Below are 19108 nucleotides of genomic sequence, written 5' to 3'. Positions count from 1 at the left end.
ATCAATTCAACACGTGAAGCAAAAGAAAAAGGCCGCCAGCAAGCCCTTAACAGGCTCGTGACGACCTTGGTGCGGTGCTTCCGGTCCGTAGCTCTACGCTGACCCACCCGCCTAGCGACGCTGCGCCTTTCCCTTCTCCGCCTGCGCCAACGTCTGCGCCGGCTTCGCATCGAGTTCATGCTCCACGCCGTCCGCCCCCACCGGCGCGCGATGCAGCACCAGCGCGCGCTCGCGCTGCAGCAACGGCACATCGGGCGAATCCCGCCAGTCCGGATCGGGAATCTCGCCGAATACCTGACGCAGCCGCTCGCCCCACGTGCGGTGAATCATCTCGAAGTACGCATTGTCGTGATCGATCGAAACGAAACGCGTAACGCGTAGCGAATCTTTTTCGTAGACCAGCAGATCGAGCGGCAGCCCGACCGAAAGATTCGAACGCAGCGTCGAATCCATCGAAATGAGCGCGCACTTGGCCGCTTCGTCGAGTGGCGTGGACGGCGTTAGCACGCGATCGATGATCGGCTTGCCGTACTTGGCCTCGCCGATCTGGAAATACGGATTCACGGCCGACGCTTCGATGAAATTCCCCGCGGCGTAAATCATGAACAGGCGCGGCCGGTTGCCCGCGATCTGGCCGCCGAGAATGAAGCTGCAATTGAAGTCGACGCCGAATTCCTGCAACGCGTCCGCTTCGCGCTGATGCACGCGGCGCACCGCGTGGCCGATCACACGGGCCGCATCGGCCATGGTGGGCGCGTTCCAGAGCGTGGGTTGCGAGGGATCGGCAGGCTCGGACAGCTCGTGCAGCACCGCTTGCGTGAGCGACAGATTGCCGGCGCCCAGCAGCACGAGCATGCGCTCGCCCGGCTGCTCGAACACCGACATCTTGCGCGCAGTGCTGATGTGATCGACACCCGCGTTGGTGCGCGTGTCCGAAAGAAACACGAGCCCCTCATCGACGCACATCGCGACACAGTAAGTCATAACGTACCCGCAAAAAACAACAGAACGGCGCTATTGTAATGCGACTCGCATGCGCCTTACCCCGCTATTGCGGCTGTTGCCCACTCACCGTCACGGACACCTTCAGCTGCTCCTCCAGCCCGCCGATCCGCCGGCCGCGCACCGGCGCGGCGGCTTCGTAATCGCGCGCCACGGCGAGCCGGCAGTAGATCTCGCTGGCAAACGAGGCGTGCGTGACGTCGACAGAAATCCAGCCACGGCCGTCGAGCCATACGTCGACCCATGCGTGGCTTGCGCCATGGTCTGCCCCAGGCGGACTGCCTTCGGAGCGCACGTCGCCGGGTTCGATGTAGCCGCTCACGTAACGCGCCGGAATGCCACGCGCACGGCAGCAGGCCAGCATCAGGTGTGCATGGTCCTGGCACACGCCGTTGCCGAGCGCGAGCGCCTGGGCGGCCGTGCTGGTGACTTCGGTGATACCGGTGTTGTACTTCACGCGCTGCACGATCTGTTCGGACAACTCGATCAGATTGCTCGAGCTCGCGAGGCTCGGCACCGATTCGGCCAGCTCGCGAATCGCCGCGTCGGCCTCCGTGAGACGCGTCGAGCAGGTGAAATGCTCGAGCGGAATCGGGCCGACGGCGTCGGGCAGTTGACCGTCGATCAACGGAATCGTGTCCACTTCGCCCGCCACCTGCAGACGAATCTCGCCATGCGGCTTGTTGATGACGAGCGTATGCAGCACGTTGCCGTAAGCGTCGAAGGTAGCGTCGAGCTTGCCGGGCGCGTCAATGCTCCAGCGCCGCACCACCTGCGAGGCGCCGCTTGACGGTGTGAGACGCAATTGCTGGATCGAATAATGGACCGTCGCTTCGTAGCGATAAGACGTGTCGTGGCGGATCGTCAGATACATTTAAAGAACTCCGTCAGGCAACTGGCAGCATCAGATAGGTACGCGCAACCAGATTGCCGAGCTCGAACACGCGAGCAAGGAACTGCGTCAGATAGGCGTGCAGGCCAGCTTCGAAAATCTGCCGGATGTCGGAGTAAAGCAACTCGGCGCGCAGCTTGCCGGCAAACCGTTCGCACTGGTTCGAGCCGGACGTGCGCAGCATCGCCAGATTCGCGCAGACGCCTTCGAGCGACGCGAGCAGCGAACGCGGCATCTGCTGGTTCAGGATCATCAATTCGACCACCCGCGCCGGCGTGACGACATCGCGATACACCTTGCGATAAATCTCCAGCGCCGAGACCGAACTGAGAATCGAAGTCCAGTAGTAGAAATCTTCGAGCTGGCGCGCGGCATCGCGTGAATTCGGCTCGACGTCGGCAAAGCGCACGTCGAGAATCCGCGCGGTGTTGTCGGCACGTTCGAGAAAAGTGCCGAGCTGCGTGAAGAAGAACGCGTCGTCCTGCAACGCGGTGCCGATCGTCACGCCGCGCGACAGGTGCGAGCGGAATTTCACCCATTCGAATAGCGCACCCGGATTGCTCGACGCCTGACCGGACGAGGCGCGTTCGTTGAACTCGAGCCAGGTGTCGTTGATGGTTTCCCACCATTCGGTCGTCAAGGTGCCGCGCACGGCGCGGGCGTTTTCGCGCGCGGCCTGCAAGCACGAATAAATGCTCGACGGATTGGTCGAGTCGGCCACCATGAAATCGAGCACATGTTCGCGCGTCGGTTCATCGTAGCGTTGCGCGAAAGCAGATTCGAGTTCGGAGATGCGCAGCACCGAACGTTGCGCGCGCGCCTCCTGTTCGGGCGTTTGCGGCAACAGCAGTGCCTTCAGATTGATATCGAGCATGCGGGCGGTATTCTCCGCGCGCTCCATGTAGCGGGCCATCCAGAAGAGGTGATCGGCGGTTCGGCTTAGCATGACGGCGTTCCGTATCTGATGACGCGAGACCTTTGCAACGGTAAAAGGTCCGCGCGGGTTATCCGTGTGTGCCGGCGGCGGTTCGACTCGATTGTCGACACCTATGCCGGCGCGTCAGTCGACCATCCACGTATCTTTAGTCCCGCCCCCCTGCGACGAATTGACGACGAGCGAGCCTTCCTGCAACGCCACGCGCGTAAGACCGCCCGCGCACATCGTCACGCTCTTGCCGGACAGCACGAAGGGCCGCAGGTCGATGTGGCGTGGCGCGATACCCGCTTCGACAAAAGTCGGACACGCGGAGAGCGCCAACGTGGGTTGCGCGATATAACCCGCGGGCCGCGCAATCAGGCGCTCGCGGAACGATTCGATTTCGGCTTTCGTCGACGCCGGCCCCACCAGCATCCCGTAGCCGCCCGCGCCGTGCACTTCCTTCACGACCAGCTCGGGCAGATGCGCGAGCGTGTACGCGAGATCGTCAGGCTTGCGGCACTGAAACGTGGGGACGTTGTTGAGGATCAGCTTTTCGCCGAGATAAAACTCGATCATTTCCGGCACGTACGGGTAGATCGATTTGTCGTCGGCGATGCCGGTGCCCATGGCATTCGCAAGCGCGACACGTCCGGCGCGATACGCGGTCAGGAGACCCGGTACGCCCAGCGCCGAATCGTTGCGGAAGGCGAGCGGATCGAGAAAATCGTCGTCCACGCGGCGGTAAATCACGTCGACACGCTTCGGCCCCTGGGTGGTGCGCATGAACACATAGTTGTCGTCGACGAACAGATCCTTGCCTTCCACCAGTTCGACGCCCATCTGCTGCGCGAGAAAGGTGTGCTCGAAATACGCGGAGTTGTACATGCCCGGCGTGAGCACCACCACGACCGGATCGTCGACGCCTTCGGGCGCCACCGAGCGCAACGTGTCGAGCAGCAGATCGGGATAATGCGCGACCGGCGCGATGCGGTTCTGCACGAATAGCTCGGGGAAAAGCCGCATCATCATCTTGCGGTTTTCCAGCATGTAGGACACGCCCGACGGCACTCGCAGGTTGTCTTCGAGCACGTAGAAGTCGCCTTCGTCGCCCGCGCGCACTACGTCGACCCCGGCGATATGCGCGTAAACACCGAGCGGCACGTTGACGCCCTGCATTTCAGGCCGGTATTGCGCGTTGGTATAGACCTGTTCGGCCGGCACGATGCCGGCGCGCACAATGTTGCGATCGTGATAGACGTCGTGGATAAACAGATTGAGCGCCTGCACCCGCTGGCGCAAACCGGCCTCGAGTGTCTGCCATTCGCTGCGCGGAATGATGCGCGGAATCAGATCGAAGGGAATCAGCCGCTCGGTGCCGGACAAATCGCCGTTCACCGCGAAGGTGATGCCGACCCGGCGAAACAGCAGGTCGGCTTCCGCACGCTTGCGTGCGATCGCCTCATTGCCCTGCTTCACCAGCCACCGCTCAAAGCGCGCGTAGTGTGGCCGCACGGCATCGTCATGATGACGCATCTCGTCATAGCATCGCATGTCACGCCCCGCTCTTGTTGTCGGATAGAAGGCGAATGCGCTGCGCATTCGGTGTTCGACAATCGTTCAAGCAAGCGCTATGCCACTGAGCTTTTCGCGTGCTGAACACGGTGCATGCACGCTAACAGCGCATCCCGACCGGCATGGCCTCGCTGCCATCGTACTGCGGCGGCCCATGATGCGCTAGTACGGTGCATAGGGGGCACCGAGGCGGACGGCGGCCTATTTGCGAAACCAGAACGGGCGTGCATGAAAAAATCCCCGTGGATTCGCATCCACGGGGATTCGGACAACTCGCACTGCGGGTCGGCTCAAACGTTAACCAGAGTTAAAAGCGCAAGGCTCAAAACCGCGGCAACGCATGAAGCACGATCAGCCTGCTGCTGCGTCTTTCAGCTTCTTCAGCGGACGTGCCTTGATGCGCACGCTAGCCGGCTTGGCCGGGAACCAACGCTCTTCGCCCGAGAACGGGTCTTTGCCGAAGCGCTTCTTCTTCGCCGGCACAGCTTGCACGACGATCTTCAGAAGACCCGACAGCGTGAATTCGCCAGCGCCCTTCTTGTGCACAGCGCCGAGGATCGTGTCTTCGAGCGCGGCCAGCACGGCCTTGGCGGTCTTCGGTTCCACAGCGGCGCGTTCAGCGACGTGTGCAGCCAGCGAGGCCTTCGTGAAGGTGTCCTTGATCGGCGACGGAGCGCTGGAAGCCTTCACGGCGACCTTCTTAGCTGCGACGGCTTTCTTCGCAGGAACTTTCTTTGCAGCAACCTTCTTGGTCGGTACCGGGGCAGCAGCCTTCTTGGCCACCTTTTTTGCGGAAGTCGGCATGTTTCTCCTACCTGTAGTGGTCAGTGAATTGCACGAAGCGCACACGGTATGTGCACGCTTCAACGCCGGATTCTACAAGCGCTAATACGATTTGCGCGACTCTTTTGTGTATAACAGCGAAGGTTTGTTGCGCGGCGCAGACTGCGCAACACATTTTGATGCTTGTTTTAGCGGGTAAACGTGCGTCGGCGTGCTTCGGCCAGGCCTTCAACACAATCACGTAACGTGCGTTACAAGCCATTTCGATACATGAATAGCGGCACTTTTGACGCCGGGCGCTCGCCGGCGGATGGCGAAACGTGGCCCAAACGCGACCCAACCGTGGCTGCCCGACACGCTCGCGACACCGATTCACGCGGCGGAAAAAAAACACGCCCCCTGCAGCGAAAGTCTCTGCAGGGGGCGGCTAACCTTGCTCTGCGACAGAAAATCGCGGGCCGTTTCAGCGCACGAGCCGCGGCAGGATCTCGGCGAGCTTCGTGAGTGCCGCGTCGATGTGCTCCTCTGCAATGTTGCCGTAGCCAAACATCAAGCTGGGCTGCGGCTTCACGCGCTGATAAAACGGCGCGAGTCCGTACAACCCGATCGACGCTTCACGCGCGGCGCGCACCAGCGCTTCCTCGGTCAACGGCGCCTTCAGCCGCGTTGCCATGTGGATGCCGGCGGTCGGCACGATCGGATCGAACCACGGCGCGAGATCGCCCTGCAGATGCTTGAGCAGCATCGCGCGGCGGCCCGCATAGACCTTGTGCATGCGCCGCAGGTGCTTGGCGAAGTCGCCGTTGAGCATGAAGGTCGCGAGCGCGGTTTGCGTGAGCGTGCAGCCGTGCCAGTCGGCGATCTGGCGGGCCTTGAACAGCGGCCCGAACAGCGAGGCGGGCGGCACCACATAACCGACCCGCAGTTCCGGGAAGATCGTCTTCGAATACGTGCCCACGTAGGCGACGAGACCGGCGCGGTCGAGACTTTTCAGCGGCTCCATCGGCCGGCCTTCGAAACGGTACTCGCAGTCGTAATCGTCCTCGATGATAACGGCGCCGCGTTTCTGCGCCCATTCGAGCAACTCGACGCGCCGCTCGAGACTCATCGGCATGCCGAGCGGAAACTGATGCGAGGGCGTCACGTAGACGAGCCGCGCCTTGTCCGGGAGCTTGCTGACGATCAGGCCTTCGTGGTCCACCGGCACCGGCACCACGCGTGCGCCCGTGGCCGTGAAGCAGGCCCGGGCCGGCGGATAGCCCGGGTCTTCGAGCGCCGCGATCTCGCCGGGCCGCAACGTGATGCGCGCGATCAGATCGAGCGCGTGCTGCGCGCCTTGCGTGACGATCACGTCGTCCCAGTTGCTCGTCACCGCGCGGTTGAACGCGAGGTAGCGCGAAATCGCAAGGCGCAACTCCTGCTCGCCCGCCGTGTCGCGATAGGTGCCTGGACTACGCGCTTGCACACGCAAAGCATGGTTCACGCAACGGCGCCAGACGTCGAAGGGGAATTGCGATTTGTCGATCGCGCCGCCAATGAAATCGTGCGGCGAGGCCACCGTGGGCCGCGGCAACGGCAAGGTCTCAGGCATCTGCTCCCACAGCGGCTGGGCGCGCGCCGCGGCTTTCTGTTTCGCCTTCGCCCGCTCGCGCGCCGACTCGGCGGCCCGTGCATGCGGCGAGGGCTCCACCGGCAGACGCTCCAGACCATCGGCGACGAAGGTGCCCGAACCGGCGCGGGTGCTCAGATAGCCTTCGGAGAGCAGGCGTTCGAACACGTCGAGCGTGGTTTTGCGCGAGACGCCCAGTTGCGTGGCGAGATCGCGTGTGGAAGGCAAACGCGTGCCACCAGCGAGGCGCCCTTCCAGTATGCCGGCGCGCAACTGCCGGTAGATCTGTCCGGCCAGATCGTGACGCCCTTCTACCGCGATATGGATCTCCATCCGAGTGGCTACCTTAAATATCCGGGAAATGGTTATTCCGAAAGACCAATGCGAACCGTAAGCTTACCTCCGTCGCCGCCATCGGAGCGGCCAACTACGCAAAGGAACAGTTCATGCAAGCGCGTCTCGACTTCTACAAAGCCAGCCCGAGCGGCACCCGCGCGATGATCGCGCTCGAAGAAACCATCGGCAAAAGCACGATTGACAAATCGCTCGCGGAACTGGTGCGGATCCGCGCGTCGCAACTGAACGGCTGCGCGTTCTGCCTGGATATGCATGTGACGGACGCGCGCAAGCACGGCGAAACCGAGCGGCGTCTGGCAACGGTGGCGGCGTGGCGCGAAGCGCCGTTCTTTACCGAGCGCGAACGCGCGGCGCTCGAATGGACCGAATCGGTCACGCTGGTCGCACAAACGCGTGTGCCGGATGAAGTGTGGGAAGCGGTGAAGCCGCATTTCACCGAGCAGGAGATTAGCGACCTGACCTTGCTGATCATTGCGATCAACGGCTGGAACCGGATTGCGGTTTCGTTCCGCAAAATGCCGGAGTAAGCGTGCGTAGCAGGTCCGCTCATGCGCAAACTCGCGCAACGTAGCGCATAAAACGCAAAATGGCGCACCCCTGTCATACGAGGTGCGCCATTTTTTTGCGCTGCCGGGCGTGGCAGATGCATGGGATGCCGAACGGCCGGCACGTACTTTCTTGCGGCCGGTGACCGACGCCTTGGCGCCGCTCTACACCTCGCGGCCGATTACTCCACCACCGCTCCACTCAGGGCAGCCGTTTGCCGCGCGTTCTCACGCGCCTCGTCGCCGCAACGCTGATGTTCGCGCGACAGCTTGCGCATCAGCGGCAACAGCAGCACGGCAACCAGCGCGCCCACTGCCGCGAGCCAGCCCAGGCCCGTAAACAGCTTGATGTACAACGGCAGCGATTCGAGCGGATCCATATCGCCCTTCGGCATCTGCGCGAAATTCGCCACCACGCTGCCCAGATACTGCGAAACGCCGGTTGCGACGAAGTAAGCGCCCATCATGAAACCGCTCATTCGCGCCGGCACGTAGCGCGCGATCATCGCGAGACCCAGCCCGCTCACCAGCAATTCGCCGAGCGAATACAAGCCGTAGCCGCCCACCATGAACCACGACGACACGCGCCCGTTCACCGCATAGTTGCCGCTCGCCGCATACACGAAGAAGCCGGCCGCCACCACCGCGAAGCCGAACGCGTACTTGACCGCCACCGGCACGTCCTTGCCGCTCTTCGCGAGCTTCGTATAGAGCAGCGCGAGCACCGGGCTCAGGAACATGATCCAGATCGGATTGAGCGCCTGGAACTGCGCGGCGCTCCACGTGAACATCGTCTGGCCGAACAGGATAAAGCGCGGATCGACGTTGCGCAGCGCAAACAGCGTGAGCGACGTCGACATCTGCACGTAGAACACGAAAAACAGGATCACCTGCGCGGTCAGAATCAGCGCGGCCACCAGACCCGAGCGCTCCGAGCGTTCGCACTTCACCAGCATGTAGCCGAAGATCGCCAGAATCGCGACGCCGGCCGTGTACACGCAGGCCACAGCAATCGCCTTGTGCTGCAGCACGAACATCGTTGCGGTGCCAAGCACGATACCGCCCAGCGCGACCGCGCCGACGCGTTTCCAGCGGATCGGTTCGGCGTCCGGCGCGGAGCCGATATGCGCCAGCGTGCGGAACATGATGAAGTAGTTCAGCACCGACAGCAGCATGCCCGCGCAGCAGACTGCGAATGCCGTGTGCCAGCCCCAATGGTCCTTGATCCACGGCGTCGCGAGCATCGACGCTGTCGAGCCGATATTGACCGCCATGTAGTAGATCGTGAATGCGCTGTCGATACGCGCGTCGTCGCCTTCATAGATGCGGCGCACGAGATTCGCGGCATTTGCCTTGAAAAGGCCGTTGCCCACCACGATCACGCCCAGCGACGCGTACATGTAGCTCAATTGCTCGTTGGGCAGCGCCAGCATGAAATAGCCGGCCGCCAGCACGCCGGCGCCGAAGATCATCGTGCGGCGCGCGCCGAGAATCCTGTCGCCGATCCAGCCGCCGATCGACGGCGCTGCGTACACCAGCGCCGTGAACGCGCCCCACGTGAGGGTGGCGTGACTGTCGGTGAAGTTCAGCTTGTCGATCATGAACAGGACCAGCAGCGCGGCCATCCCGTAGTAACCGAAGCGTTCCCACATCTCGATCAGAAAGACCGTCGAGAACGAACGGGTCTGCGAGACCGGTGCGCCGGCGGGATTGGACGAATTCATCTTGTACCTCTTGTGCTTACGGTTGCGGCGGCGCGTGGACTGGCCACGCAGCGCGAAAAACTGGATCTAGAAAAACGTTCGGCGGACCCTGCGCGAGGCGACGCGCGCATGGGCCCAGGCCTGCGCGCAGTCAGTGGCGCATTCATCTACACGTTCATCCGGGAACTGAGCGGCGCGCTCATTTGCACACTGAACTGCAGCAAAGAGGCGCCAATACCAGCAGAAAAACCAGGGGATGGGATAGCGGCCCGCCACGCAATGCGCCCCGAAGGAAGTCCTCCTGGGGGACGCCTCGAAAGAAGTCCCCAAAGGGCACGCTGCATTACATCGGGCTCGGGCTCCGGCAGGCGGAACGGGCTCAATGATAAAGCATTGCGGGAAACGGGGGTCTGGCGGCCGGCGACCCGGCGGCCGGCGATGCGGCGGCTAGCAGTCCGGCGAGCGCTGGATAGCGGCTGCGCCAGATGGCGGACGCAAAGCCCGCGGCGGGAAAAATCGGCAGTGATAGTCATGTCCTCGGCCCGGCCGACGTTCGGTTGGAACGTGCCGGACAACGCTCCGCCGCGCAGGATCGCTGCGTGCGGAATGAAAAACAGCGGGCGGCGCCGCGTCTGATACAAACACGCACGCCCAACCGCCAAGCGGGGCAGATTCTGCAAACAGACGCGCGATTCGTCACTCAGGGAATTCACTGATACCGTGCCAATTACCCGTTCTTACACGCCATACCCCTTCGTGGCGAAATCGCGTTTGAATGAAAATAGCCTTTGATGTCATGCCTTTAACGCTTCGCGATACTCAAACTGCATCAATGCGGACACCCTTGTGCATACAGCAGTCTTTACCGTATCCGCTTTCAATTTCTCGTCGATTACCGGTCAAAACGGCTGGAGCGGATTTCGGTTCTGGCAACATAGAGCGTTGTCTCGAAAATGCGGTCCCTTGCACGACCGGAAGCTGAACGGCCCCCCACCCCGGTCTGGACTGCGATCAAACCATATTTACTTATATCAAACAAATTTTGACGGGCTAATTTCCTCCTGCTATGGTCACGACAATTCAAAAGAAGAATCCGGCACTCGAACTCGGCAGCAAGATCCGCGCGTTGCGGCAACGGCTCAAGCGCACGCTGGATGACACGGCAACCGCGGCGGGTATTTCCAAGCCGTTTTTGTCGCAAGTCGAACGCGGCCTGGCGTCACCGTCCATCACGTCGCTGGCCGGAATTGCGCACGCGCTCGGGGTGACAGTGCAGTATTTCGTCGACACGCCAAGCGAAGAACGCTCGGTATGCCGTAGCGATCAGTTGAAGTTTTTCGGTTTTGCGGACTCGGCCAATCTGTTTGCACGGCTGACCAATCTGACGGGCGGCCGTCAGCTCGAAGCGATCCTCGTGAGGATGCCGCCCGGGCAGAAACGCTCCGAAGTGACCACGCATGCCGGGGAAGAATTTGTTTATGTAATCGACGGCGAAGTGTCGTTGACGCTGGAAGGCAAGACGTTCGTGCTGCACGCGGGAGACAGCGCGCATTACGAATCGACCGTGCCGCACAGCTGGGTGAATACCGCGCGCAAGGAGTCGGTAGTCGTCTGGGTGGGCACACCGAGACTGTTCTAAAAAGCAGGCACCTTTTCCGGTTGATTCGGCCAGGGTTTGCCTGCATTACGAAATGTAAGGAATCCTGCATGTCGAGCAACCAACAAGGGCAACAAGGGCCGCCCCGGCCCGGGCACGGCGGATAACCGGGCGCCCTGGCGCCAGCGCGTTCTTCTCTCGACCTTTCCTGCGATCTCAACCGATGAAAACCCCGTTCGTCTATGCGACGGCGCTGACCGCGCTCGTCCTTACATTTCAGCCTTCCGCCTTCGCCGTCACGGTGCCCCCCGGTGTTACGCTCGCCGCCAGCCAGGAGATGACCCGCCAGGTGCCGGCCGAAACCGAATCGCTCGACCCCGCGCATATCGAATCCTGGACCGGCGACACGATCGCGCTCGACATGTTCGAAGGTCTGACGCGCATCGACGCGGCCGGCGCAATCGTGCCGGGCGTCGCGCAATCGTGGACGCGCACCGGGCCGACTACGTGGGTTTTCAAGCTGCGCCACGACGCGCGCTGGAGTAACGGCCAGCCGGTCACGGCCGCTGACTTCGTCTATGCATGGCAACGCGTGCTCGATCCGAAGACCGGGTCGAAATACACGGTGCTGGTCGAATTCGTGAAGAACGCCAAGGCTATTCTCGCCGGCAAGGCGCCGTTGACGAGTCTCGCCGCGCGCGCCGTCGATCCGTACACGCTCGAAGTCACCACCGAAGTGCCCGCCGCCTTCTTTCCGCAACTGACCGCCATGCCTGCCATGGTCCCGGTCAATCGCGCGACCGTCACCAAATTCGGCGGCGACTGGACCCGTCCAGGCAACTTCGTCGGTAACGGCCCCTATACGCTGACCGACTGGCAACCGGGCAACCGGCTGGTCGCGTCCAAAAGCAGCACGTACTGGAATGCCAGCAAGGTCGTGATCACGAAAGTGACCTATTTGCCGATCGAAAACGACGAAACGGCCATGCGCATGTATCAGGCCGGCCAGTTCGACTACACGTATTCGATTCCGTCGGGCATCTATGCGCAGGTGAGCAAACAGTTCGGCTCCGAACTGAAAACCGGCCTGCAGATCGCCACTTACTATTACAGCCTGAACAACGAAGACCCGGCATTCAAGGACAAGCGCGTGCGCCAGGCGCTGGCGATGGTGCTGGACCGCGACCTGCTGACCAAGCGTCTGACGGCCGACGGCGAGGTGCCGATGTACGGCCTGATCGCCAAGGGCACGGAAGGCGCGAACGTCTTCACGCCTGACTGGGCAAGCTGGCCGATGGCCAAGCGCGTCGACTACGCGCGCAACCTGCTGAAGGAAGCCGGTTACTCTGACGCGAAGCCGCTCACCTTCACGCTCACCTATAACACCAACGACCTGCACAAGAAGGTCGCGCTGTTTGCCACGTCGGAATGGCGCACCAAACTCGGCGTGACCGCCAAGCTCGAAAACGTCGAATACAAGGTCCTGCTCAAGCAGCGCCACGACGGCAAGGTGCAGGCCTCGCGCGACGGCTGGTTTGTCGACTACAACGACGCCAATTCATTTTTTGACCTGATACGCTGCGACAGCGTGCAGAACGATCAGCGCTACTGCAACCCGCAAGTCGACAAACTGGTCGATGAAGGCAACCAGCAACTCGACGACGCGAAGCGCACCGCCCTGCTCACGCAGGCGCACGATCTGGCCATGAACGACTACCCGCTGGTATCGCTCTTCCAGTATTCGGCTGACCGCCTGGTTAAATCGTATGTCGGCGGCTACACGTCGACCAATTACGTCGACCAGCGCGCCACGCAAGACATGTATCTGATCAAGCACTAAGCGCGGGAGCACCGTCATGCTGGCCTATACGCTGCGCCGCACGCTCTGGGCGATCCCGACGATTCTCGCCGTGATCACCGCGTGGTATCTGCTGCTGCACCTCACCCCGGGCGGCCCGTTCGACACCGAGAAACACCTGTCGGCGGCCGTGCTCGCGAACCTCAACGCCAAGTATCACCTCGACGAACCGCTGTGGTTGCAGTACTTCCACTACCTCGGTTCGCTGTTGCACGGCGACCTCGGTCCGTCGTTCCGCTACGCCGACTGGTCGGTCAACGATCTGGTGTGGAAGGCGTTGCCGGTGAGTCTCGGCGTGGGCGGCGTATCGGTGCCGATCGCGGTGGTGATCGGCGTCACGCTCGGCACGCTGGCCGCCGTGCGGCGCGACCGTTTCATCGATCATCTGGTGATGGTGCTCGGCAATATCGGCAACGTGGTGCCGCCGTTCGTGCTGGGCCCGGTGCTGGTGTGGATCTTCGCGATCCTGCTGAAGACCTCCGAAGGCCATGGCTGGCTGCCGGCCGGCGGCTGGGGCGAAGGCGAATGGCGCTACCGCGTGCTGCCGATCGAACTGCTCACCATCATCAACGTCGCCGCGATCGCTCGTGTAATGCGCGGCAGCATGATCGAAGTGCTGTCGGGCAACTTCATCCGCACCGCGCGCGCCAAGGGCCTGCCGGGACGCACGATCGTGTTGCGCCATGCGTTGAAGCCCGCGCTGATGCCGGTGGTGTCGCTGCTCGGCTCGATCTGCATCTCGTCGATCACCGCGGCGGTGGTCACCGAGTCGGTGTTCGCCCTGCCCGGCCTCGGGCAACTGGTCGTCAACGGCGCGATCAACCGCGACTACACGCTCGTGCTCGGCCTCGTCGTGCTGACCACCGCGGTCGCCGTCCTGTTCAATCTGCTGGTCGATCTGGCATACGCCTGGCTCGATCCGCGCATCCGGTACTGATCCATGCCCCGCTCAATTCAATCGACTGCCGCGGCGCTCGATCCGCTCGCGGCCATCGCAAGGGCGCCGCGTTCGCGCGGGCCGCTCGCCACCGCCGCGCTGCGCTTCGTGCGCAATCGCGCGGCGTTTTCCGGCTTTGTCGTCTTGCTGCTGATCGTGATTGCCTGCGTGGCCGGTCCGTGGTTTCTGCCGAACAATCCGATCGACAGCGACTGGAGCGCGATCAGCCTCGCGCCGACGCTGCAAAACATGCACTGGTTCGGCACCGACGAACTCGGCCGCGACCTGCTCGCGCGTACGCTGCAAGGCGGGCGTGTGTCGCTGGAAGTGGGTCTGCTCGGCACGCTCGTGTCGGGGCTGATCGGCGTGGCGTATGGTGCCACCGCGGGCTATCTGGGCGGCCGTGTCGATGCGGTGATGATGCGCATCGTCGACATGATGTACGCGATCCCCTACATGCTGATCGCGATCCTGATGATGACGATGTTCGGCCGCGCGTTCTACCTGGTGGTGCTGACCATCAGCGCGTTCTCGTGGCTCGACATGGCGCGCGTGGTGCGCGGCCAGACGCTGTCGCTGCGCTCGCGGGAATTTATCGACGCCGCCCGGGCAATCGGCGTGAGTTCGCCGTCGATCATCGCGCGCCATATCGTGCCGAATCTGCTCGGCGTGGTGGTGGTGTATGCCAGCGTGACGGTGCCCAACATCGTGCTGACCGAATCCGTGCTGTCGTTCCTCGGCCTCGGCGTGCAGGAACCCATGACGAGCTGGGGCGTGCTGATTCAGGACGGCGCGCAGAAGCTTGAATCGATGCCGTGGCTGCTGCTGTGCCCGGCGGTGATGCTGTGCGTCACCTTGTATTGCGTGAATTTCGTCGGCGACGGTCTGCGCGACGCATTCGATCCGAAGGACCGCTGACATGCCGCTACTCGAAGTCAAAGACCTGAGCGTGCGCTTCACGCGCCGCGAGGGCGCACCCGTCGACGCGGTGCAGCGCGTGTCGTTTTCGCTCGAAGCGGGCCGCACGCTCGGCATTGTCGGTGAATCGGGCTCGGGCAAAAGCCAGACGGTCATGGCGCTGCTCGGCCTGCTGGCCGGCAACGGCAAGGTATCGGGTACTGCGACCTATCGCGGCGAAAACCTGCTGACGATGAACGAAGCCGAGCTGAACAGGATTCGCGGCGACCGCATCGGCATGATCTTTCAGGACCCGATGACCTCGCTCAACCCGTTCCTCACAATCGAACGGCAGATGACCGAGACGCTGCAACTGCATCGCAAGATGTCGCGCCGCGAAGCGCGCCGCCGCGCGATCGAAACGCTCGAAACGGTGCGTATTCCCGATGCCGCGCGGCGCATCAACATGTATCCGCACGAGTTTTCCGGCGGCATGCGGCAGCGCGTGATGATCGCAATGGCCCTCCTCTCCGAGCCGGAAATCCTGATCGCCGACGAGCCGACCACCGCGCTCGACGTGACCGTGCAGGCGCAGATCATCGAGTTGCTGCGCGAGCTGAACCGCGAACGCGGCACCGCGATCATTCTGATCACGCACGACATGGGCGTCGTGGCCGGATTGTGCGACGACGTGATGGTGATGTACGCCGGACAGACCGTTGAGCAGGCGAACGCCGCGACGCTGTTCGCCGCGCCGACGCATCCGTACACGATCGGCCTCTTGAACGCGCTGCCGCGCCTGACTGACGACGATGACCGTCCGCTGCAAACCATTCCCGGCAATCCGCCGTTGCCCGGCGAAGTCGGCGAGGGTTGCGCATTCGCGCCGCGCTGCGCGTATTGCAGCGAGCGGTGCCGCGCGTCACGGCCTGCGCTCGTGGCGTCGCCTACGGCTGCGGGCGCATTGCGCGCTTGCCACCGGCCAGTGCAGGACATCATGGAGGTACAACACGTATGAACGCCACTTCCATTGCAAGCCAAGATCAAGGTCCAGTAACGCTGTTGACGGTCGACAATCTCAAGGTGCAATTCGCCGTGCCGAAGGGCGGCTTTCCGTGGTCCGGCAAAAGCACGCTGCGCGCGGTGGATGGCGTGTCATTCAGCGTGCGGCGCGGCGAAACCGTGGGCCTCGTCGGCGAATCGGGTTGCGGCAAGTCCACGCTCGCGCGCGCGATCATCGGTCTCGCGCCGGTGGCGAGCGGCAGCGTGCGCTGGCTCGACAAGGAAACCGTGCTGCCGGATGCGCGCCGTGATACCTCACGCTTGCGCCGCGACGTGCAGATGATTTTCCAGGACCCGCTCGCCTCGCTCGATCCGCGCATGACGATCGAACAGATCGTCGCCGAACCCTTGCTTACGCATGGCCAGGATATTGCCCGCACCGACGTGCAACGGCGGGTGCTGACCATGCTCGAACGCGTCGGCCTCAATGCGCAGCATCTGCGCCGCTATCCGCATGAGTTTTCCGGCGGCCAGTGTCAGCGCGTCGGCATTGCGCGCGCGTTGATCGGCGAACCGCAACTGGTGATCTGCGACGAGCCGGTGTCCGCGCTCGACGTCTCGATCCAGGCGCAAATCGTCAACCTGTTGCGCGATCTTCAGCGCGAGTTGTCGCTGTCCCTGCTGTTCGTCGCGCACGATCTCGCGGTCGTCAAGGCGATCAGCCACCGCGTGCTGGTGATGTATCTGGGACGCGTGATGGAGTTCGGCGACAAACGCGACGTGTATGGCATGCCGCGTCATCCTTATACGCGTGCGTTGCTGTCGGCGGTGCCGGTGCCCGATCCGGTGGTTGAACGCGCACGCCGTCATCTGCTGTTGCGCGGCGAGATTGCGTCGCCGCTCAGCCCACCCTCCGGTTGCGCGTTTCGCACGCGCTGCCCGGATGCGATCGAGGCCTGCGCCAGCGAGATTCCGCAGCCCGTCACGCACGGTGCGAGCGCGACACGTGTTGCGTGCATTCGCGTGAACGGCGCCTCGGAGGAAGTGCCCCTGGTAGCCGATCGCTAAAAAACAGCCCAGAAATTCAAACCGCATTCTCCGGCGCGGCGGGAGGTCGCGCCGCTGGATTCGTTCGTCCTGCTACAAGTGGGACGAGCGATAAGCGTGGACTGACTAACCGTCAGCCAAAGACTCACCAAAAAAATTACAGAGACGTATACGATGAAAGATAGCCGAACAAAAAAGCGGTCAAAAAAACTCATGCAGCCACCTTCTTTTACTGCGCCTTCACGCTGCCCGCGGTAACCCTCGGCGCGAGTGCCTACGCCGATGACGTCGTATTGGAGCCCACCTCCGACACGACAAAAACTCAAACACTCGCGCAAACGTTGTCGTCTCCAACGCAGCGTTCGCAAGCTTCGTCAGCTTCGCAGGTCAGCACACCTGACAAGCGCAGGGCGGAACAGGGCGGCCAGGTGCGCAACGATCAACCCGACACCACCAACGCCGTCGTCAACGCGGAAGCCGACCAGACCGTCACGCCGCCCACGCCGCCATCGAGCCAGGCGGCGAGCAAGGGCTTTATTGCCGATAGCCCTCTCAACCTGCAGTTCCGCAACTACTCCGACTACTTCCAGGCGCCGACCGCGATCTATCGTCACGCGTGGGTTCAGGGCGCCCAGGTCAGCTATGAATCGGGTTTCACGCAAGGCCCGATCGGCTTCGGCGTGGACGCGTCACTGTTCGCCGCGCTCAAGCTCGACGGCGGCAACGGCGCCGGCAATATGGTGCACGTGGGCAAGGACGGCGGCGGCTCGCAACAGCTCGCGTGGGCTTACCCCGGGATGGTTGACATCAAGGGGCGCATTTCGGAAACGGTCGTGAAGTACGGTCTGCAGACCGTCACCAACCCGTTCCTCGAACCGCATGACAACCGCGCGTTCCCCCTCTTTAAAAACTTCAACAATTGGCCAAATCTGGTTTTGAAACAAGGTTGAAAGCGACCCTTACTTCATATGTTTACCCCAGGACACAAAATCGACCGGAGGAGAGGGTGGCGAGGGATATTTTTTGCGCGCGAAACGTTCCAGAGCCGAGGGGCGAGCGACTGGATAGGTCATCCGGGAAGACAATAGCAGCGCAGGAATACCTCGGTGCGAACGGTCGCTTGTCTCCGTGTCTGCATGCGCTTAGCCCCAGCCGGACGTGATTCGGTTGCAATAGGCGGCGCGGAGTACTTGCACAGCTGCGCTGCACAGCGCTCGAAAATGCCGGGTATTTTCGCGGGTACTTTTTTTATGTATCAGCTTGAAAGCCTTATTAAATAAGGGAAGTGAGCAGACCGTCTCTCCACCTTGAAAAACGAAACGGGCGTCACCTTCTTGCTCAACGTGACGCCCTTCTCGCTTCAACCTATCCGCCAATCCGCTCAGTAGTCATCGCACGCGACAAGCCATGCATCGGCCGGCGCAACGCGACATCGAAGGGATTGGTTTGCGGCCCGATCGCATCCGCCTGGCGGCGCAGCAATTCAACAACCATCGGCAGGCGATCGTCGCCGAGACGCGCCGCCAGGGTGCCGACGCTCAGCGCCGCCACCGCCACGCCGGTACGGTCCAGAATCGGCACGGCCACGCCCGCCATGCCGTCGAGCACCCCGCTATTGCGGCCCGCGTAACCGAGTTGGCGCACGCGTTCGATCTCGGTGCGCAAATACACTTCGTCGAGCACGCCATAGCCACGAATACGCGGCACGTTAAAGCGAATAATCTCTTCACGTTCCGCTTCAGGCAGGAACGCGAGAATCGCCAGACTCCCCTGACCGACACCCAAGGCCACGCGCCCGCCGATATCGCCAGTGAAAGAGCGAATCGGAAACGGCCCTTCGCAAATGTCGAGACACACCGCGTCGAAGCTGCTTTTAACCAGCAGAAAAATCGTGTCGCCGAGACTCGCGCACAAGCGCAGCAACGCGGGACGGCACAGGGTGCGCATGCCGCTCGGATTGCCGGCCTGCGCCGCGAGCGCAAAGAAATCGACACTCAGCCGATACAGCTTCGAATTTTCGTCCTGTTCAACAATGCCTTCCGCGATCAGTGCATGAAGAATGCGGTGCACCGTGCCTTGCGTCAGCCCCACCGCTTTCGCGAGACGGGTGACGCGGCCGCCGTCAGGCTGCGCTTCCGATAACGCGCGGATCACAGAGAAGGCGCGCTCCAGCATCCCGGGTCCGGGTGCGCTACCCGTTTCGGCCAGTGCGGGATCGGCATCTCGTTTGGCGGCAGCATTCATCTCCAGCGCTCCGAATTATTTCATTGACCGGAACACTATAGAGTCTTTTATCCCTGAATGGAATATTCCCAGGACACCCGTTCCATTCGCGCTTCGGCCTGATTCATAGGGATTTTCCGGAGACCATGCAGCGGAACAGTGGGA

At 62.4% G+C, this 19108-nt stretch carries 15 protein-coding genes and 1 pseudogene; 8 read left to right on the top strand and 8 right to left on the bottom strand.

Annotated elements, in window-relative coordinates; genetic code table 11:
• Nucleotides 1-111 precede the first annotated feature (111 nt).
• From B0G76_RS21575 to B0G76_RS21550, 6 genes are all read right to left on the bottom strand, one after another.
• Nucleotides 112-984: a proteasome-type protease gene (locus B0G76_RS21575; RefSeq protein WP_120294350.1), complete on the bottom strand. Its 873-nt coding sequence runs from the start codon at nt 982-984 to the stop codon at nt 112-114.
• A gap of 64 nt (nt 985-1048) precedes the next feature.
• Entirely contained in the window at nt 1049-1876 is an 828-nt protein-coding gene (locus B0G76_RS21570) for a transglutaminase family protein (protein ID WP_120294349.1), read from the bottom strand.
• A 13-nt stretch (nt 1877-1889) separates the two neighbouring features.
• The gene (locus B0G76_RS21565; protein ID WP_120294348.1) at nt 1890-2840 is read right to left on the bottom strand and encodes an alpha-E domain-containing protein; all 951 of its coding nucleotides are present in this window, start codon (nt 2838-2840) and stop codon (nt 1890-1892) included.
• Between the two features lie 114 nt (nt 2841-2954).
• Complete coding sequence (locus tag B0G76_RS21560; RefSeq protein WP_120296643.1) at nt 2955-4364, bottom strand: circularly permuted type 2 ATP-grasp protein; 1410 nt, start codon at nt 4362-4364, stop codon at nt 2955-2957.
• Between the two features lie 372 nt (nt 4365-4736).
• Nucleotides 4737-5189, bottom strand: a complete 453-nt coding sequence (locus B0G76_RS21555; protein WP_007177969.1) for an HU family DNA-binding protein — start codon at nt 5187-5189, stop codon at nt 4737-4739.
• 442 nt (nt 5190-5631) lie between these two features.
• On the bottom strand, nt 5632-7110 hold the full coding sequence (locus B0G76_RS21550; protein ID WP_120294347.1) for a PLP-dependent aminotransferase family protein: 1479 nt from the start codon (nt 7108-7110) through the stop codon (nt 5632-5634).
• 113 nt (nt 7111-7223) lie between these two features.
• Between B0G76_RS21550 and B0G76_RS21545 the strand changes: the two genes are divergently transcribed.
• Nucleotides 7224-7661 (top strand): carboxymuconolactone decarboxylase family protein, encoded by a 438-nt coding sequence (locus B0G76_RS21545; protein ID WP_120294346.1) that lies wholly within the window; start codon nt 7224-7226, stop codon nt 7659-7661.
• Between the two features lie 200 nt (nt 7662-7861).
• On the opposite strand, the gene B0G76_RS21540 is transcribed toward B0G76_RS21545, so the two are convergent.
• A complete protein-coding gene (locus tag B0G76_RS21540) occupies nt 7862-9403 on the bottom strand; it encodes a peptide MFS transporter (protein ID WP_120294345.1) in 1542 nt (513 codons plus the stop codon).
• A gap of 1045 nt (nt 9404-10448) precedes the next feature.
• Here B0G76_RS21540 and B0G76_RS21535 point away from each other — a divergent pair.
• The 7 genes and pseudogenes from B0G76_RS21535 to B0G76_RS21505 form a co-directional block, all read left to right on the top strand.
• Nucleotides 10449-11021: a cupin domain-containing protein gene (locus B0G76_RS21535; protein ID WP_120294344.1), complete on the top strand. Its 573-nt coding sequence runs from the start codon at nt 10449-10451 to the stop codon at nt 11019-11021.
• Between the two features lie 181 nt (nt 11022-11202).
• Nucleotides 11203-12819 (top strand): peptide ABC transporter substrate-binding protein, encoded by a 1617-nt coding sequence (locus B0G76_RS21530; protein WP_120294343.1) that lies wholly within the window; start codon nt 11203-11205, stop codon nt 12817-12819.
• A 16-nt stretch (nt 12820-12835) separates the two neighbouring features.
• Nucleotides 12836-13774 carry an ABC transporter permease subunit gene (locus B0G76_RS21525; RefSeq protein WP_120294342.1) on the top strand — a complete coding sequence of 313 codons (939 nt, stop codon included), beginning with the start codon at nt 12836-12838 and terminating at the stop codon, nt 13772-13774.
• A 3-nt stretch (nt 13775-13777) separates the two neighbouring features.
• A complete protein-coding gene (locus B0G76_RS21520; protein ID WP_183082108.1) occupies nt 13778-14692 on the top strand; it encodes an ABC transporter permease in 915 nt (304 codons plus the stop codon).
• A gap of 1 nt (nt 14693) precedes the next feature.
• Nucleotides 14694-15689 carry an ABC transporter ATP-binding protein gene (locus tag B0G76_RS21515; RefSeq protein WP_120294341.1) on the top strand — a complete coding sequence of 332 codons (996 nt, stop codon included), beginning with the start codon at nt 14694-14696 and terminating at the stop codon, nt 15687-15689.
• A complete protein-coding gene (locus B0G76_RS21510) occupies nt 15686-16741 on the top strand; it encodes an ABC transporter ATP-binding protein (RefSeq protein WP_120294340.1) in 1056 nt (351 codons plus the stop codon). The genes B0G76_RS21515 and B0G76_RS21510 overlap by 4 nt, the downstream gene beginning before the upstream one ends.
• A gap of 153 nt (nt 16742-16894) precedes the next feature.
• A pseudogene (locus B0G76_RS21505) lies at nt 16895-17619 on the top strand (OprD family outer membrane porin); the annotation flags it as partial.
• A gap of 466 nt (nt 17620-18085) precedes the next feature.
• Here B0G76_RS21505 and B0G76_RS21500 read toward each other — a convergent pair.
• A complete protein-coding gene (locus B0G76_RS21500) occupies nt 18086-18964 on the bottom strand; it encodes an IclR family transcriptional regulator (protein ID WP_120294339.1) in 879 nt (292 codons plus the stop codon).
• Nucleotides 18965-19108 lie beyond the last annotated feature (144 nt).

This window comes from Paraburkholderia sp. BL23I1N1, assembly GCF_003610295.1.
Classification (GTDB): domain Bacteria; phylum Pseudomonadota; class Gammaproteobacteria; order Burkholderiales; family Burkholderiaceae; genus Paraburkholderia.
This window is presented reverse-complemented; position numbering and strand designations above follow the sequence as displayed.

What these genes read in the sequence shown, in the direction of transcription:
- B0G76_RS21520 (WP_183082108.1), top strand. Translation starts at nt 13,778, where the DNA reads ATGCCCCGCTCAATTCAATCGACTGCCGCGGCGCTCGATCCGCTCGCG.
- B0G76_RS21525 (WP_120294342.1), top strand. Translation starts at nt 12,836, where the DNA reads ATGCTGGCCTATACGCTGCGCCGCACGCTCTGGGCGATCCCGACGATT.
- B0G76_RS21555 (WP_007177969.1), bottom strand. Translation starts at nt 5,189, where the DNA reads ATGCCGACTTCCGCAAAAAAGGTGGCCAAGAAGGCTGCTGCCCCGGTA.
- B0G76_RS21565 (WP_120294348.1), bottom strand. Translation starts at nt 2,840, where the DNA reads ATGCTAAGCCGAACCGCCGATCACCTCTTCTGGATGGCCCGCTACATG.
- B0G76_RS21560 (WP_120296643.1), bottom strand. Translation starts at nt 4,364, where the DNA reads ATGCGATGCTATGACGAGATGCGTCATCATGACGATGCCGTGCGGCCA.
- B0G76_RS21570 (WP_120294349.1), bottom strand. Translation starts at nt 1,876, where the DNA reads ATGTATCTGACGATCCGCCACGACACGTCTTATCGCTACGAAGCGACG.
- B0G76_RS21575 (WP_120294350.1), bottom strand. Translation starts at nt 984, where the DNA reads ATGACTTACTGTGTCGCGATGTGCGTCGATGAGGGGCTCGTGTTTCTT.
- B0G76_RS21550 (WP_120294347.1), bottom strand. Translation starts at nt 7,110, where the DNA reads ATGGAGATCCATATCGCGGTAGAAGGGCGTCACGATCTGGCCGGACAG.
- B0G76_RS21510 (WP_120294340.1), top strand. Translation starts at nt 15,686, where the DNA reads ATGAACGCCACTTCCATTGCAAGCCAAGATCAAGGTCCAGTAACGCTG.
- B0G76_RS21540 (WP_120294345.1), bottom strand. Translation starts at nt 9,403, where the DNA reads ATGAATTCGTCCAATCCCGCCGGCGCACCGGTCTCGCAGACCCGTTCG.
- B0G76_RS21500 (WP_120294339.1), bottom strand. Translation starts at nt 18,964, where the DNA reads ATGAATGCTGCCGCCAAACGAGATGCCGATCCCGCACTGGCCGAAACG.
- B0G76_RS21515 (WP_120294341.1), top strand. Translation starts at nt 14,694, where the DNA reads ATGCCGCTACTCGAAGTCAAAGACCTGAGCGTGCGCTTCACGCGCCGC.
- B0G76_RS21530 (WP_120294343.1), top strand. Translation starts at nt 11,203, where the DNA reads ATGAAAACCCCGTTCGTCTATGCGACGGCGCTGACCGCGCTCGTCCTT.
- B0G76_RS21545 (WP_120294346.1), top strand. Translation starts at nt 7,224, where the DNA reads ATGCAAGCGCGTCTCGACTTCTACAAAGCCAGCCCGAGCGGCACCCGC.
- B0G76_RS21535 (WP_120294344.1), top strand. Translation starts at nt 10,449, where the DNA reads ATGGTCACGACAATTCAAAAGAAGAATCCGGCACTCGAACTCGGCAGC.